This window comes from Sulfurimonas lithotrophica, from assembly GCF_009258225.1.
GTDB lineage: Bacteria > Campylobacterota > Campylobacteria > Campylobacterales > Sulfurimonadaceae > Sulfurimonas > Sulfurimonas lithotrophica.
The window spans coordinates 99,653-115,987 of sequence record NZ_CP043617.1 but is presented as its reverse complement, the minus strand read 5'-3'; the positions used below and the strand labels follow the sequence as shown (position 1 = coordinate 115,987).

Annotated in this window: 14 protein-coding genes; 12 read left to right on the top strand and 2 right to left on the bottom strand. The window is 33.7% G+C overall.

The genetic code is table 11. The features are described from left to right. Window position 1 precedes the first annotated feature (1 nt). The 5 genes from FJR48_RS00555 to FJR48_RS00535 all read left to right on the top strand — a co-directional run bounded on the left by FJR48_RS00555 (window position 2) and on the right by FJR48_RS00535 (window position 4,519). Window positions 2-1,060, top strand: coding sequence for a nicotinate-nucleotide--dimethylbenzimidazole phosphoribosyltransferase (locus FJR48_RS00555; RefSeq protein WP_152306235.1), 1,059 nt, complete (start codon window positions 2-4; stop codon window positions 1,058-1,060). Window positions 1,061-1,064: 4 nt separating this feature from the next. Continuing rightward, entirely contained in the window at window positions 1,065-1,559 is a 495-nt protein-coding gene (locus FJR48_RS00550; protein WP_152306234.1) for a bifunctional adenosylcobinamide kinase/adenosylcobinamide-phosphate guanylyltransferase, read from the top strand. Beyond that, window positions 1,556-2,275 carry an adenosylcobinamide-GDP ribazoletransferase gene (locus tag FJR48_RS00545; protein ID WP_152306233.1) on the top strand — a complete coding sequence of 240 codons (720 nt, stop codon included), beginning with the start codon at window positions 1,556-1,558 and terminating at the stop codon, window positions 2,273-2,275. Before FJR48_RS00550 ends, FJR48_RS00545 begins: the two co-directional genes overlap by 4 nt. Continuing rightward, complete coding sequence (locus FJR48_RS00540; protein ID WP_152306232.1) at window positions 2,272-2,838, top strand: histidine phosphatase family protein; 567 nt, start codon at window positions 2,272-2,274, stop codon at window positions 2,836-2,838. The genes FJR48_RS00545 and FJR48_RS00540 overlap by 4 nt, the downstream gene beginning before the upstream one ends. Before the next feature lie 91 nt (window positions 2,839-2,929). Then, window positions 2,930-4,519: a methyl-accepting chemotaxis protein gene (locus tag FJR48_RS00535; RefSeq protein ID WP_152306231.1), complete on the top strand. Its 1,590-nt coding sequence runs from the start codon at window positions 2,930-2,932 to the stop codon at window positions 4,517-4,519. 9 nt (window positions 4,520-4,528) lie between these two features. Here FJR48_RS00535 and FJR48_RS00530 read toward each other — a convergent pair whose 3' ends face one another. Further along, window positions 4,529-7,321, bottom strand: coding sequence for an SUV3 domain-containing protein (locus tag FJR48_RS00530; RefSeq protein ID WP_152306230.1), 2,793 nt, complete (start codon window positions 7,319-7,321; stop codon window positions 4,529-4,531). 41 nt (window positions 7,322-7,362) lie between these two features. Between FJR48_RS00530 and FJR48_RS00525 the strand changes: the two genes are divergently transcribed. Together FJR48_RS00525 and FJR48_RS00520 are read left to right on the top strand one after the other, a co-directional pair. Further along, window positions 7,363-7,680, top strand: coding sequence for a hypothetical protein (locus tag FJR48_RS00525; RefSeq protein ID WP_152306229.1), 318 nt, complete (start codon window positions 7,363-7,365; stop codon window positions 7,678-7,680). Next, window positions 7,667-7,984, top strand: coding sequence for a DUF309 domain-containing protein (locus FJR48_RS00520; protein WP_152306228.1), 318 nt, complete (start codon window positions 7,667-7,669; stop codon window positions 7,982-7,984). The genes FJR48_RS00525 and FJR48_RS00520 overlap by 14 nt, the downstream gene beginning before the upstream one ends. Here FJR48_RS00520 and FJR48_RS00515 read toward each other — a convergent pair. Beyond that, window positions 7,977-9,014 (bottom strand): MFS transporter, encoded by a 1,038-nt coding sequence (locus FJR48_RS00515; RefSeq protein ID WP_347402074.1) that lies wholly within the window; start codon window positions 9,012-9,014, stop codon window positions 7,977-7,979. The two genes, FJR48_RS00520 and FJR48_RS00515, sit on opposite strands and share 8 nt — an antisense overlap. A 180-nt stretch (window positions 9,015-9,194) precedes the next feature. Here FJR48_RS00515 and FJR48_RS00510 point away from each other — a divergent pair, with 180 nt between their 5' ends. The 5 genes from FJR48_RS00510 (at window position 9,195) to FJR48_RS00490 (ending at window position 16,234) form a co-directional block, all read left to right on the top strand. Then, entirely contained in the window at window positions 9,195-9,668 is a 474-nt protein-coding gene (locus tag FJR48_RS00510; protein ID WP_188108636.1) for a PAS domain-containing protein, read from the top strand. Further along, window positions 9,637-11,070, top strand: coding sequence for a methyl-accepting chemotaxis protein (locus FJR48_RS12400; protein ID WP_277872377.1), 1,434 nt, complete (start codon window positions 9,637-9,639; stop codon window positions 11,068-11,070). The genes FJR48_RS00510 and FJR48_RS12400 overlap by 32 nt, the downstream gene beginning before the upstream one ends. Window positions 11,071-11,301: 231 nt before the next feature. After that, complete coding sequence (locus FJR48_RS00500) at window positions 11,302-12,285, top strand: substrate-binding domain-containing protein (RefSeq protein ID WP_152306225.1); 984 nt, start codon at window positions 11,302-11,304, stop codon at window positions 12,283-12,285. Between the two features lie 5 nt (window positions 12,286-12,290). Beyond that, complete coding sequence (locus tag FJR48_RS00495; RefSeq protein WP_152306224.1) at window positions 12,291-14,723, top strand: EAL domain-containing protein; 2,433 nt, start codon at window positions 12,291-12,293, stop codon at window positions 14,721-14,723. 5 nt (window positions 14,724-14,728) lie between these two features. Further along, window positions 14,729-16,234: a B12-binding domain-containing radical SAM protein gene (locus FJR48_RS00490; protein WP_152306223.1), complete on the top strand. Its 1,506-nt coding sequence runs from the start codon at window positions 14,729-14,731 to the stop codon at window positions 16,232-16,234. Window positions 16,235-16,335: the final 101 nt, after the last annotated feature.

Genomic DNA, 16,335 nt, shown 5'->3' with positions numbered 1-16,335 from the left:
ATTGCAAACAAAAAATATTTTAACAGATAAATTAGATTCACTCCCAAGAGGAAAAGCCGACTTCTTACTTGCAGCATCAGTTACAAAAACCTGCGAGATAGAAGGCATCACACAAGCTGGAATTCCAGGAAAAATCCCATATACCCCTACACTCGATGCAGAGTTTATAGTAAATGAAAAACTATACTCTATGCCAGAAATCGCAGAGACACCTAGCGGTGTGCCTACACCTGCACTCATAACTCGTGCGGCTCATAATTTGGATGCATATGAGACTATTGAGATACTTGACTTGGGACTTGATATCAAACCTCAAAACACCATCTTGCATCAGTTTGGCATTGAGCCCTCAGATGCTATAAACAAAGGTGCAAATATAGATGCAAAAGAGGTATTTGCCAAGGGTATGGCTTATGGAAAAAGTTATGAGTTAAAAGGAAACTACCTTATTTTGGGTGAGAGCACACCAAGCGGAACTACGACCGCCGCGGCATCCGTGCTTGCTTTAGGCTACGATGCAAAGGGCTGTTTCTCATCAAGCTTTAAAGATGTACCAAAGGACATAAGACAAAAGACCATAGATGAGGCTTTATCACTTGTAGATGCAGATATGCCCAACTTTGAAAAGCTTGGAATTGTAAGTGACAATATGCTTATATTCTGTGCCGGATTTTTACTTGAAGCTACGAAAAGATTTCACGTAGTTTTAGGCGGCGGTACACAGATGGCGGCATGTCTGCTTATAGCCGACAAACTTCGCGAGGATGTTTTGATGCGCTTAAACTCAGAAAACCTTACACTTGCTACTACGGCTTGGGTTGTAAACGATGCAAACTCAGACATCAAAAAACTTCTAGGTTTTTTAAGCTACACTCCACATGCTGTATATACCGAGCTCTCATTCTCAGATGCAGAAATACCCGTACTTAAAAAGTATGATGAGGGTGAAGCAAAAGAGGGTGTGGGTGCAGGTGCGGCACTAGCTTACGCAAATGCAAATGGACAGACGAACAAAAGTGTTGTAGATGCAACCCAGCTTATAATGTATGGGATGATGTAGATATATGAAGGCTCTTTTTATAGGTGGAATCAAAAGCGGTAAAAGCAAAAATGCTGAAGAGTTTACACTCATGCACGCCAAAACAAAACCATACTACCTCGCCACTACCGAGTTTATAGATGCAGAGATAGCACAAAGGATAGAGCTTCACAAAAAACAAAGAGAAGATAGGTTCATAACCGTAGAAGAGTCTTTAGAACTCTCAAAAACCGTATCAAAGTGTGATGATATTGTTGTCATAGAGTGTATAAGTATGTGGATAAACAATATGCTTTTTCACAACAAACCCCACAAAGAGATATACGCAGAGATAGAAACACTTTTAGAACTTGAAAACTCCATAGTGTTTGTTTTAAACGACGTCGGAGGTGGAATAATCCCCGATAATAAACTAGCTCGTGAGTTTATAGACTTAAGCGGAATTATTTCTCAAAAGATAGCCGCGAAGTGTGATAAAGTGTTTCATACGGTCGCTGGAATAAGTACAAAGATAAAATGAAAAAAATACTAAAAGGTTTCGCACTCTCGGTCTCAATGCTCACAACCCTGCCTTTTTTTAAAATGCATGATTTTTTTAAAGGCATCAACGGTTATGCCGTCATGTTTTTCCCACTGGTTGGTTTGATTTTAGGTTTTACCCTTTTTGGTATTCATTCTTTGCTTGAGCCTTTTGTAGCATCTACACATCTAAACATTATTATATTCGCCCTGCTTGTTCTTTTTACGGGGGCTTTGCATCTGGACGGTTTTGCAGATACCATAGATGGTTTGTACGTTAAAAAAGAGAAAGCCCTTGAAGTTATGAGTGACCCGCATATCGGTGCAATGGGCATGATAATCACAGCTGTATTTTTAATTTTAAAAGCATCTACATTTATGCTTCTGGAATCATTTTACCTTTTGCCTTTCATACTTTTGCTCTCACGTTTTAACGCTGTTTTGGCTATATACTTTTTTCCTTATATAGGTGGCGGTATGGCAAAACTTGCAAAGGATGAATTTAGTAAAACACAGCTTATATTTGCAGCTTTGTTTACCATTTTGTTGGCAATACTTTTATCTTGGAAATTAGTCTTAATCTCATTGCTAACTCTTGTTATAGTCTCTAAGTTTTTTGTAAAACGCTATGGCGGACTTAGCGGGGATATTTACGGTTTTACTATTGAAGTAAGCGAATTGATTCTCTTAAACATAGTCGTATTTGGACTTATATGAGATTAACACTTGTTCGCCACTGTGAAGTAGAGGAAAAATATCTGGGACGCTATAACGGTCATATAGATATAGGACTTTCAAAAAACGGTTACATTCAAGCCAAAAAACTTTCACATGAGTTAAAAAACGAAAACTACGATGCAGTATTTTGCTCAGATCTTATCCGTGCAAAAGAGAGCCTAAAATATTTTTCCAATCTTGAAAATATAATCTATACAGATAGGCTAAGAGAAAAGTCTTGGGGTGAAGATGAAGGGAAAACCTACGATGAGATTTGTGATAGCAAAAATATCACATATGAGAGTTTTGAGCAATGGATATCTGCATTAGGCGGCGAGAGCATAGAAGATTTTACAAAAAGAATAGATGAATTTTTTTTTGAATTTTTACCGAATTTAAAATATGAAAATATTCTTATAGTTACCCACAGCGGGGTTATAAAAACCTTTTTAAGTCTATACGATAATATAACATTAGAAAATGCTTTTTGTGAAAAGATAAACTATGGCGATAAAAAAACACTCTATTTTGTACAAAAGAGCAATAAAGTTATACTTAGCTAACATAATTTAATATACTTCAAAGACAACAAGTCTTATAATAAGTCCAATTGTATTGTATTATATTCTAATGATTACACGAAGGATTAAAATCATGCTTAAAACTATTAAATCTAAAGTTATTTTTTCATTGTCTCTTTTAAGTATACTTGGACTTATCGGTATAAGTTCTTATCTATCAAGCACACTTCAAGATATATCAAATAACACGTCAAGAAAATCTTTGTCGATGCTTAGCAAATCTATATTTCAAACTATGACCACGAGTATGATGATGGGTGATCCGGGTGTAGTACAGCAGGCACTAAAAGCTTCTCAAGAGATAGAAGGTATAGAACACTTGGAAGTTCATAAATCAAAAGCCGTACACGAAGTATATTCTCCAAACACTCCATATACTAAAGATGCACTTATACGCGAAGTTTTAGAAAATAAAAACACCAAACTTATCGAAACGGAAGAAAATAATCATCACACTATTAGAATGATTAAACCGATGATTGCAGAAGAAAGATGTTTAAGTTGTCACTATAATGCAAAAGAAGGTTATGTACTAGGTGCTATGGATTTAGTAATTTCACTTGATGAAAACGATGAAAATATTAGCAGCACAAATATAACCCTTATCGTGACAATGATAATCGTTGGCTTAATCTTTGCCGTAGGAGCTTCGGTTTTCTTTGCAAAAGAGATATTTATACCTCTTAAAAAACTGACACAAAGGGTAGCAGACCTTGTTAGCGGTGAAAAAGATTTAACTCAAAGAGTTCATCATAAAAACGATGATGAGTTCGGTAATACCGCAAAAGAGATGAACAACTTCATAGAGATGATTCAAACTACCGTAAATGAAGTAAAAACACTCGGCGAAAAAAACTATCAAATATCTCTCAGAATAGAAGACTCAAGTCGCGTTATCAAAGCTACCACTGAAAAAGAAAGCGAGATAATAGAAAAAACCATTGTAAAAACCAAATCTATTGAAGACCTTCTTCACGAAAATATCCAAGCTGTTGAAGAGACTCAGGAAAACGTTGCACAAACACAAATTCAACTAAATACCGCAAAAGATTCGCTAAGTTCACTCTCAAACGAGGTTGATACTTTTGTTGAATCGGAAAATGAATTATCACAAGAACTTGTAGGTCTAAGAAGCGATGCAGACAGTGTAAAAGAAGTTCTAAACGTTATAAAAGATATAGCAGAACAAACAAATCTTCTTGCTCTAAATGCTGCTATTGAAGCTGCACGTGCAGGTGAGCACGGTCGCGGATTTGCGGTTGTTGCAGATGAAGTTCGTAAGCTGGCAGAACGTACTACAAAAAGTTTAAGTGAAATTGATATGAACGTAAGTACGATTGTTCAATCCATAAACGACGTAAGCGACAAGATGCAAACTAATGCCAACAAAATAGAAAACTTATCCGAGATTTCACATGAAGTTGAAGAAAAAATAGACAGCACCTCTGATGCTATTGCAGAATCAAATAAAATAGCTTGTCAATCTGCAGAGAACTCTAAAAAAATGTCAAATAACGTAAAAGAAATTATAAAAGACATTAACGATATTGAAGCATTGTCAAGCTCAAATAATACAAGTACCGCAGATATCGAAAGCCAGCTAAAAATCTTAGTTGAGATAGCTACCGAGCTTGATTCTACTATCAACCAGTTTAAAAGTTAACAGAAGTTTTTAATACCTTCTGTTACGCTTACGGTTTTTAATACCGTAATTTTTCTTATAACAAGAGTTACAAATATTGTATTTTGTATTTGGAGGCAGCGTCGCCCCGCACATTTTACATGACTGCACAAACCCGCTTTGATGCAGAGAGTTCTCAATATATTTATTTAAAGTAGCACGATAGCGTCTCGCTTTTTCCTGATCTAAAAAATAATCTCCAAACCTATATGAAAGCCATAGATAAAGTGAAATCTCCTTAACCATATCTTCTGCTAAAAGCAAATCTTGCGTAGTTTTGGCATATTTTCCGATAAGCTGAGGAGGTATGTAATCAATCGAGTGTTTTTGTTCTATTTTTCTTATATAACTTTCAAAAACCGATACTATATACGGCGATTTTAGGGTAATAGGTGCACATGAGAGATGATACTTCGTAGCAATATCGAGGTCATATTCATCCGTTATTTTTGAAGCTTCGAGCATATCTTCAAGATTAGAAGCTATAAAAGGACCGTTAAACTCCATATTTTTTACAAAAAACTTTAGTATCTCATACAAAGATTTCTCTTCTAATATACTTGCAACAAGTTGAATATGCCCGAGATTTGCCATAACTTTAAAAGGAATCTCTATTTTTTTTGCTTCTTTGTAGAAATTTTTATGGATGATTTTTAAAACATCACTGTATAAAGCCCCTACATATCCCTCTTCATTGAGTCCGTATCTTCCCGCACGACCCGAGATTTGATGAATCTCACTTGCGGTTAATTCCCTGTCGTTATTTCCGTCAAACTTTACTGCTTTTGAAAATAAAAGAGTTTTTATCGGTAAATTAAGCCCCATTGCTATTGCATCTGTAGCTATAAGAAGATCTGTCTCACCCTCGCGAAAGCGTCTTGCCTCTTCACGTCTTACTTCGGGCGATAGATTTCCGTAAACTACACTTACATCAAACTGCTTGGAAAAATTTTGTTTTAATCGAAGTACGTCTTTTCTTGAAAAAGCGATAATAGCACTCCCTTTTTGTACATCGTCTGCATTTGTAGCCGTCGGTAAAAGTTTTAGAGGATTTTTACGCTCAAACTCTATAATCTCAAGCTCTTCTCCAAGATATTCCGCAAGTGCAATAACAGCTTCTTTGGAATTTGGTGAGCCAGTCATAATTATTTCGTTTGCAGGAGCTCCGATAATAGCATTTGCCCAAGCCCAGCCACGCTCACTATCGCCTATCATTTGAACTTCATCGATTACACACACATCTACATCTACTTCAAAATTAAGCATCTCTATGGTTGAGCTTATATGTGTAGCATCTGCATCTATTATTTGCTCCTCTCCTGTTATCAAAGACACATCTACCCCGTCATCTTTTAAACCCTCATATCCCTCCAGTGCCAAAAGTCTAAGGGGTGCAAGGTAGTATCCCGTATCCGCTTCTTTTAGACTCTGCATCGCCTGATATGTCTTACCGCTGTTTGTAGGTCCTATATGAAGAATTAGTTTTCTTTTTATGGAGCGTGCAAGTGGAAAAAGATTTTTAAAATCTCGTATAGTTTGCGCTAAAAGTGCATGCTTTTGAGCTTTTATAATCTCTCCCTGAATAGAGTAGATAAAACGTTTTTGAACTTTTCTGGAAATTTTTGGAGTTATAATCAAAGACGTAGGCAGTATATCAAGCAAATGTTCATATATTTTGTTATATAAGTCTGCATCACTTAATTTTAACGTGCTTGATATTTTTTTACACTCGTTTACCAGATATGCAAGCTCCTCTAAAAAATGTTTTTCATGCTCGGTTTTTGCCTCATGCAATACATCGTCAAAATCTAACTCTTCATCCCTCCAAACGGACTCTAAAAACGAGTTTATCTCTATATGCAAATCAAGCTTGTATTTAAATCTTTCCTCTGAATAAGGCAGATTTATATACTCTTCAACCCCAAGCATCAACTCTTCGTTATGGACATCTAAAGATATCAGACTAAGATGCTTTGAGATTAACTCGTTTAAGATATCTTCTTTAATCAGAGGATATTTTTGTTTGGCTTTTGGAGGAGATGAACGAAGAGATGAGACAATCTCTTTATCGCTTAAAATAGTATGTGGGCTAGGAATAGAGCTTATAAACTCATCTATTCTTTTTTGAAAACTTTGTTTTGCACTCTCTTTATCGGCTTTTATCTCTTTTACAAGCTCCTCTATATCCGTTTCCTGCAGATGCTTGTATTCATATTTTTTTGTATTTATAGTATGAATTTTATGAAAACTTTGCCCTAACAACACGTAGTGTATATCTGCGTTAAACTCTAAAGAATCATCAATATCAAAAATCCCATCAACCGCTTTTTGAAGTTTCATCATTTTTTGTTCATGACGTATATATTGCAGTTTTGAATAGATTTTATCGGCAGTTATTTTTTTTGCTTTTTGTGATGCAAATTCGCCGTAAATCTGAGTTACCTCATCATTTGTAAGAGTATATTCTTGTAAGAGTTCATCTATTTTTTCAAGCGTTGTTTCTTCCGGTTCTTTTGGTTTGTTTGAGACGTATATTTTTTTGTTGTTTGCAAAAAATTCCAAAATAAGTTTTCTTATTGAACTATCGGCTTCACTCCAAACCATTCTGGCTGTTTTTACAAGTAACTCTTTTGAGTGTGCAACCTCATAGATGCCAAGATAATGAAACAACTCACTAAGTACTTCACTCTCGACTCTTTCAATCCCCACGTCAAAGGGGTCATCATCAAAATATTTTTTAATTCTTTGGTTAATTTTAGTATTTTTCTTATTTTTCTTAGACATAGTATAATTCTATCCTAAGATTATAAAATAAAAGGCTTATAATGAGCTATCCTGATGAATGGACGCAAAAAGAATTTTTAGAAAATAAAAAAAAGCTGGAAAAAGAAGGTATAGAGGTAATACTTGTTGATACCATACTCTCTCCTATCGATAAAGCAGCTTCTGTAGTTTACAACCCTTATGAGCTGGCAAAATACCCTGAGGGAAGTGTTTTTGTATTTTATTGCGACAGCGGAAAAGCCACGTTAGACAGACTAAACGAATATAAAGAAAAATTTCCTCAGCATCACTGCATCTCACTTAAAGGCGGCAGGGGTTACTGGAGAAAAAACATGATGCTAATCGATGATAACGATTAAAGATTTTGATGAGTTTGTAAACTCTCTAAAACAAAAAGATTTTTATAATGCTCATGAAGTTTTGGAAAAAATCTGGTATCCAAACAGGTTTAAAAATTCAAACGAGATAAAACTTTTAAAAGGTTTTATAAATGCGGCGGTATCGTTTGAACTGATTAAAAGAGGTAGAAAAAACCAAAGCAAAACTCCATGGAAAACTTATTTGAAATACAGACAATTGCTTTTTAAATTAAACTCGAAACAACAAAATATCTATTATCTAATCTCTTTGGAGATTGAAAAGTCAAAAAAAGATTTCAACTAACTTTTACTTTTTTCTCCCAAAAATACAAACTCATACTCGCTAAAAACGCTATAAGTGCTGCACTCAAAAACAGGTAAGTCGGTAGATATTCATATATATAACCGCTGTATAAAGCCCCTAAAAATGCACCGAATCCGTAAGTTATACCCGAGAACATCTGTTGTGCCAAAGATTTGTGTCTATATAGTGCAAAAAGATAAGATATGGCAGCAGAGTGAAAAAGTGCAAAGCTAAGTGCGTGAATCGATTGCGAGAAAAATAAAACAGTTAAATTCTGCGGAAATAAAAAAACCAAAAACCATCTAAAAGCCGTTGCCAATGTTGTGATTTGCAATACTAAAAGCAGATTTTTTCTTAAAAATCTAGCTTGAAAAAAAAGCATAAATACCTCAACGATTACGCCAAAACTCCACAAATATATAGTCATATCCAAACTCACGCCCGCATCGGTTTCATAGATGGTAAAAAAGTTGTAAAAAGGTCCGAAACCAACCTGCATCAGGGTAAGACCAACCCATAACCTCCAATCTTTTAAGATATTTATATCGTTAATTTCTTTGCTAGTTTTGTTTAAAGTATCTTTTTGACCGCGAACAATAATAAATGAGCTGATAACGGTAAAAAAAGTTAAAATCAACAGGTAGGTAAGTGCCGTTGAAGGATTTGATAGATACTTTACCAAGACAAGTGCCACACTTATAAAACCGATTGAGCCAAATAGCCTTATTTTTCCGTAACGCTCTTTACCCAGTATATTTAAAGATATCAATTCAACATAAGGCAGTACCAAACTAAGTCCGATTCCTATACCTATGTTTGAAAACAAAAGTTTGTAAAAACTATCTAATGCAAAATAAAAAGATACAGCAGAAGCAAGTAAAATAATAAGAGCCGTATTAAAGCTTCTTGTATCGAGTTTTAAACCGCGTATAAACAAAAAAGGTACAACAAAACGTACAAGCGGAGCCGCTGCAAAAATAATACCGATTTCACTTGCACTGTAACCGCTTATATTTAATACCTTCGGCATAAAAATAATATATACGCCTATAAGTGCAAAATAAAAAAAATAAAATAAGGATAAGAGTATTTGCATACGGAATTATATCTAAGTAATATACATCATTTGATTATTAAAAAAAATATGATAATATATTGTGTTAATAACAATATTAGTGATTATAAAAAAGGGTAAATTGTGATAAAAGAGATGAAAGATGAAGACTTTATAGTCTCAAAAACAGATAAAAAGGGTAAAATTACTTATGTCAATAAAATTTTTATGGACATGGCAGAATACACAGAAGCCGAACTTCTTGGAAAACCCCACAGTATTATAAGACATCCCAAAATGCCAAAAATCGTATTCAAGTTGCTTTGGGACAGAATTGAAAAAAAAGAGGAAATTTTTGCTTTTGTTTTAAACAAAACAAAAAATTCAAACGGTTACTGGGTCTATGCAAACATAACCGCTTCATTAGATGAAAACGAAAATATTATAGGATATTACTCCGTTAGAAGAAGACCAAACCCCCAAGCAATAAAAATTATTGAACCGATATACGAAAAAATGATTGAAGCTGAAAAAACGGGCGGAATGGAAGCTTCGGAAAAAATTTTAGAAAATTTGTTATTTGAAAAAGGAGTATCGTATGATGAACTTGTCATCTCTCTTCAAGGATAAGAACTATCTTGTATTATTTACAGGCTTAATCGCCGTAACCGTTTATGCATTTATCGTTTCTGATTTTATTTTGGCAGCTTTGAGTGTAGTTATAATTATAATATCAATGTTTATTCCTCATCGAAAACATCAAGATTATAACCTGCATATTTGTAAAGAAGCTTCCGTAGTACTAAAAGCAGCGGCACTTGGAAAACTTGAAAATCGTATTACAAACATACCTAACGACAATTCGGAATTTTCAAATTTTGCCTGGGATGTTAACGATGTATTAGACCAACTTGAAGCTTTTATGCGAGATACAGAAACAACTATACAAAATGCATCCGTGGGGAAAACATATAGAAAAAATTACTCATCCGGACTTCACGGTGCGTTTAGATCTACTGCCCGACACCTAACCGAAGCTATCGATTCTATTGCAGCAGGATATGAAACTAAATTAAGAGGTGAACTATCTGAACAATTAAGCACCCTAGGCGGTGGTATTGCTTCTGGTTTAAATATTATACAAAAAGATTTGATTCAGGCACAAGGTGAATCCAGTAAAATCGTTTCACTCTCGGACAATACGGCTAATAAATCTCAAGAAAGTTTAAACAGCGTAATAGACATGACCCATAGATTAAGTAATTTGGTTGAGCTTATATCATCTTCTCACGAAGCTATTATATCTTTAGAGGGTAGAAGCAGGGAAATATCAGAGGTTGTAGGACTTATTAAAGACATTGCCGATCAGACAAACCTTCTTGCACTAAATGCCGCTATTGAAGCTGCTCGTGCGGGTGAACACGGTCGTGGATTTGCCGTTGTTGCCGATGAAGTTCGTAAACTTGCTGAACGTACACAAAAAGCTACCAGCGAGATAGAAATGAATATATCTACTCTTCAACAAGAGGCAAATGAAATGCGTTCAAATTCAGATAATATTTCCGACATTGCACAAAGTTCTTCGGAACTTATAGGAAATTTCGAGGGAACATTTAGCGAATTAAACCAACACGCACAAAGTTCTTCCGATGTAGCTGTAGATATCCAGAACAGACTATATACTACACTCGTAAAAGTTGACCATATCTTGTTTAAATCAAATGCATATTCGGCAACGCTTGAACAAAATAAATCATATAAGGTAAGTGATCACCAAAATTGTAGAATGGGTAAATGGTATTTAAGTGAGGGTAAAGAGCGTTTTGGTCATCTAAAAACATTTAAAGATTTAGATAAACCTCATAGTGAAGTCCATAACGCGGCTATAAAGGTAAAAGAGTTTATTGAAGATGGCAAGGTATTAAAATATGACAATCCTAAAAAAATAGTCGATTATTTTTTAAATTTAGAAAATAATTCAAGTAAGTTATACAATTTATTGGATGAAATGTTACTGGAATATAGAAAATAATTACATTTTTGTGATAACCAAATCGGTTTAAGTTTTATTTAATTATTTGTTTACTTTTTTACAGTACAATTTTTTTATCTCAATTATGTTTCCCCTTTTTTACATAAACGAGAACAAAATAATATTTATCATTATTTTGGCTTCAGCTGAGTTTTTCCCCTTTTTTATCTGCTTGGCTGAAGTTTATTTAATCTACATTGAAACTTCAAACTAATTTCACTATAATATTATATGTTTATTTACAGATTTTTAACGTATTTTACGCTCGCAATAGTTTTTTTCTCAAACACTCATATATACGCATTGGATATTGATGCCTCTAATAAAAAAATAGCTTATCTTGTTTCGGATATGAATATACCGTTTTGGAATATTATGTCAAAAGGTATAAGTTCAAAATCAAATGAACTAGGATACGAAATAGATATATACAGTGCGGATAACAGTGCAAAAAAAGAGCTTGAGAATACGGTAAATGCAATAAAAACAAAAGTAAACGGTATCATACTCTCTCCTACTAACTCTTCTGCTGCGGTTACTGTTTTAAAACTGGCACAAAATGCTCATATCCCTGTCGTAATTGCAGATATAGGAACGCAAGGTGGAAAATATATTTCATATATATCTTCAAACAATAAAGACGGTGCATATAAAATAGGAAAAATACTTGCCAAAGAGATGTATAAACGTAATTGGCAAAAAGGCAGTGTTGGTATTATAGCCATTCCTCAAAGCAGAGATAACGGCAAGGAACGAACGGCAGGTTTTATGAAAGCTTTAAGCCAACATAAAATACAAAGTTCAAATCTATACCAACAAGTAGATTTTTCATATGCCGAGACATATGACTTTTCTATAAAACTTATAAAAAATGACCCTAAACTACGGGCAATCTGGCTACAAGGTTCAGACAAATACCAAGCTGCATTAGATGCCGTAATAAAAAGCGGAAAAAAAGATAAAATACTACTTATATGTTTTGATGCCGAACCTAGTTTTATGGATTTAATACCAAAAGGTATATTGACAGCGGCAGCGATGCAACAACCTTTTCTTATAGGTGAAAAAGCGGTTTTAAGTTTAGACTCGCATCTGAAGGGTTTAAAAGTAGAACTCAATCAGCAAGTTCCCGTTTTGGCAATATCGGCTGAGAATATGCAAGAAAATATTTCTCTGATAAAAAGAAACGTTCTGGGACTAAAACAAAATAAGTGAAAAAAATGTTAAAACTAAAATATAAACCATCCCTGTATTTTACGCTAGCCCTAACTATCACTTTTACGGTATTGGTAGTTTTAGCCCTACATACAAGTTCCACTTACAACACTATTAAAACCGATACCGTATTAAAAATGAGAACAGACTCGATAAAAACAATAGATGTCTTGGAAAAAAATATTGCAACCTTTATCGAATCGTATGCCGTTAACGAATATGACAAGCTTTTAAATAATGAGATGAAACTGAGTCAACACCTTGCCATCATAGTCAAAGATTATAATATGGGAAAAATACTTAGTAGCGATGCTTATATAAGCGGTAAAATAAAACTAAGTTCCGGAAAAATAGTAGATTTCGATCCATCAAACAAACAACATAAAAAGCTTACAACAAAAGCACTTTTTTTTCAAAGCAAAAAAGTACTCTCATCAAAAGGCGAAGAAATAGGTTCTATTAGCATTTATATTTCAGGTAAAAATCTTGAGAATAAGTTAAACCGACTTATTAAAGATTCTATTTTTGATTTTATTTTAATTACATTTATCTTAACTTTTTTGCTTTACTTAAGCATATACTATTTTATAATCAAGCCGATATCAAATATTTCATACACCCTTTCAATACAAGATAATGACGGAATACCTATAAACAGAATCGACTTTAGCGGACCAAAAGAGATATCCTCTTTGGCAAAAACAATTAACTTTATGTTAGATGCTATAAAAAAATCGAGACTTAAAATCGAGCAACATAATAAAGAGCTCGATTATACGGCTAAACATGATATGTTAACGGATCTGCCCAATAGATTTTTATTTAACGAACTTATTCAAAAACTTTTATACAAAACAAAGGAAGATAATACACATCTTGCTTTATTGTATATAGATTTAGACGGATTTAAAGATATAAATGACAAACACGGACATGAAGCAGGAGATTTAGTCCTGATTAAAATATCGCAAAAAATAAAAACTCTTCTTAATAAAGAAGATTTTGTTGCAAGGCTCGGCGGAGACGAATTTGTAGTAGCCTTGGCAAATTTAGATAATACAAAAAATATTATGCTTCATTTAAATCGTTTTTTAGAGGTTTTAAAACAAAATATCCCAAACCCTAAAGATGCTTCGCAAATATCTACTATAACCTCAAGCATAGGGGTTACTTTTTATCCACAACAAAATGAGATAGGCCCTGAAGCTTTACTGCGTCAAGCTGCACAGGCTATGTACGATGCAAAAAAACTCGGGAAAAACCAATATCATATATTCAACTTAGATATTGATTCATCAATCAAAGAGCATCTGCATATTATTCAAGATTTTGAACAGTCTTTAAAACAAAATCACTTTGTTTTACACTACCAACCAAAAGCAGATATGAGAACAAACAAAATCATAGGATTTGAAACTTTATTAAGGTGGGAGCATCCGCAAAGAGGGATGCTTTATCCAGATCAGTTTTTACCTCAAATAAATACGGAAAAAGAACTTATGTTATCTTTAGGTGAATGGGTTGTAACTTCGGCTTTTAATCAGTTCTCCAAATGGAAAGAAGCAGGTTATGATTTTTCACTAAGCATAAATATAAGCGCGCATGAGTTTAAAGAGATAAAAACATTTAACCTTTTAAAATCTCTTTTGGAAAAATACCCAAATATATCTCCAAGCGAAATAGAGTTTGAGATACTGGAAACTCATGCTTTTGATGATATTTTGCAAGCACAAAGAATGATTAAAACCTTTCAAAAACTTGGCTTTAAAATAGCTTTGGATGATTTTGGTACGGGTTACTCTACACTTAGTTACCTTAAAGACTTAAGTATAAATACCCTAAAAATAGATAAAAGCTTTGTAATGGATATGTTAGAAGACAGAGCAAGTCTTTCCATACTTGAAGCTACACTCGGTCTTGCAGAAGCATTTGGATGTGACGTAATAGCCGAAGGTGTAGAGAGTATTGAGCATGGAAACACTTTGATACAACTGGGCTGTTATAATGCACAAGGTTATGTTTTATCTAAACCTATGCCATCAAATGAAGTTATAGAGTGGTTAAAGTCATATAAAGGGTACAAAGACTGGGAAGAAAATTCCAAAAAGTTTTTTCACGACAACTCGGCTTTATATGCTACGGTAGAACACAAACAATGGATAAAAAATTTAAAAAAATATTTAGATGACCCTGTAAACAATGTATATCCGGAATTAGACAAACACAAATGCAGTTTTGCAAAATGGTTAAAAAACGATGCAAAAAAATATTTTTCAAGTGAATCCGTTAAAAATATCGATGATTTACATGGAAAAATACATGCTTTAGCCAATGAAGTAGTTAATAACAAAGAGATAGATAAAAATATCTACTTTCAAAAGATTATGAAGTTGCATGAAAAAATTAAAATTGAACTAAATAAGTATTATGGATTATAAATTAAATGAAAATTGTTTTATCGACGCTAAATTCAAGATATACGCATTCGTCTTTGGCATTGCGTTATATATACGCAAACCTTAACGAGTTTCAAACAAATGCAAAAATTTTGGAATTTAACATAAATGATTCTCTCCAAAGCGTTGCGGAAAAACTTTTAAACGAAAACCCTGACATCATAGGTTTAGGTACGTATATATGGAATGCATCCCAGATTAGAGAGCTTATACATATACTTAAAAAAGTCTCTCCCGAAACTACTGTAGTTTTAGGTGGTCCGGAGGTTTCACATGAGCCTTTTAGAGTTGATTATTCAGATGCAGATTATATAATACAAGGCGAAGGGGATTTAGCCTTTTACCAGCTGTGCAAAGAGATAAAAATCTCAAAAAAAACCAAACAAAAAACACAAATCATAAAACAAACTATGCCAAATCTAAAAGAGTTAAAACTTCCATATGAGTTTTACAGCGATGATGATATAAAAAACAGATATATCTATGTTGAAATATCCCGCGGTTGTCCTTTTGAGTGTGAGTTTTGTTTATCGTCAATGGATGAGAGAGTAAGAACTTTTAATATCGAACAAACACTTGATGAGTTTCAAAAACTTTGGAACAGGGGTGCAAGAGCTTTTAAATTTGTCGATAGAACTTTTAACATAAACATCAAAACAGCAAACATAATCTTAGATTTCTTTTTAGAAAAAGAGCCGCCGTATTTTGCGCACTTTGAAGTAATACCCGATCATTTTCCTGCATCTTTAAAGGAAAAAATACAAAAATTTCCACACGGAGCACTACAGCTTGAAATAGGCATCCAGACACTTAACTTGGATGTTGCAAACAATATATCAAGAAACCTCAAACTTGATAAAATCAAACAAAACATAGAATTTTTAGAAAAAGACACATCTGCACATATCCATCTTGACTTGATAGTAGGACTTCCGGGTGAATCATTAGAGAGTTTTGGCAAAAACTTGGATGAGCTTGTCAGACTTAGTTCATGCGAGATTCAAATCGGCATACTTAAAAAACTCTCCGGTACATATATAAACAGACATGACATAGATTTCGGTATGGTATATAGCGACTATCCTCCTTACGATATATTAAAAAATGACCTGCTTAGTTTTAAAGATATTCAAATAATGAAACGTTTTGCCAGATTTTGGGATTTGACATATAACAGCGGAAATTTCAAAAACTCCGTTAAACTTATTTGGCAAAACGGTAGCGTATTTGAGAATTTTTATAAATTTTCTGCATGGATATACTCACAAACGGATTCAACATATAAGATATCGCTTTTAAGACTGGGTGAACTTATGTTCACATATCTTAAAGAAGTAAAAAAACTCGAAGCAGAAGTGATTTCAAAGTTAATGCTAAAAGATATGATGAAACTAAAAGGCCGTTCCGTCCCATACTACCTAAAAGAGTATGCCGAGGGTTTTAATATAGAAGCAAAAAAAGGCACATCAGGGTTCAATAAAAGACAACATTAATCTGCTATAATTTAGTATGATTTTTAAAAGTATCTTTCTAATATTTTTATTATTTTCAAGCATTAATGCAAAAGAGCCTTATGTAGATAAGCCAACTCTTG

Coding starts and splice junctions, on each gene's coding strand:
- FJR48_RS00550 (WP_152306234.1), top strand. CDS start 1,065: ATGAAGGCTCTTTTTATAGGTGGAATCAAAAGCGGTAAAAGCAAAAAT.
- FJR48_RS00545 (WP_152306233.1), top strand. CDS start 1,556: ATGAAAAAAATACTAAAAGGTTTCGCACTCTCGGTCTCAATGCTCACA.
- FJR48_RS00540 (WP_152306232.1), top strand. CDS start 2,272: ATGAGATTAACACTTGTTCGCCACTGTGAAGTAGAGGAAAAATATCTG.
- FJR48_RS00535 (WP_152306231.1), top strand. CDS start 2,930: ATGCTTAAAACTATTAAATCTAAAGTTATTTTTTCATTGTCTCTTTTA.
- FJR48_RS00530 (WP_152306230.1), bottom strand. CDS start 7,321: ATGTCTAAGAAAAATAAGAAAAATACTAAAATTAACCAAAGAATTAAA.
- FJR48_RS00525 (WP_152306229.1), top strand. CDS start 7,363: ATGAGCTATCCTGATGAATGGACGCAAAAAGAATTTTTAGAAAATAAA.
- FJR48_RS00520 (WP_152306228.1), top strand. CDS start 7,667: ATGATAACGATTAAAGATTTTGATGAGTTTGTAAACTCTCTAAAACAA.
- FJR48_RS00515 (WP_347402074.1), bottom strand. CDS start 9,014: ATGCCGAAGGTATTAAATATAAGCGGTTACAGTGCAAGTGAAATCGGT.
- FJR48_RS00510 (WP_188108636.1), top strand. CDS start 9,195: ATGAAAGATGAAGACTTTATAGTCTCAAAAACAGATAAAAAGGGTAAA.
- FJR48_RS12400 (WP_277872377.1), top strand. CDS start 9,637: ATGATGAACTTGTCATCTCTCTTCAAGGATAAGAACTATCTTGTATTA.
- FJR48_RS00500 (WP_152306225.1), top strand. CDS start 11,302: ATGTTTATTTACAGATTTTTAACGTATTTTACGCTCGCAATAGTTTTT.
- FJR48_RS00495 (WP_152306224.1), top strand. CDS start 12,291: ATGTTAAAACTAAAATATAAACCATCCCTGTATTTTACGCTAGCCCTA.
- FJR48_RS00490 (WP_152306223.1), top strand. CDS start 14,729: ATGAAAATTGTTTTATCGACGCTAAATTCAAGATATACGCATTCGTCT.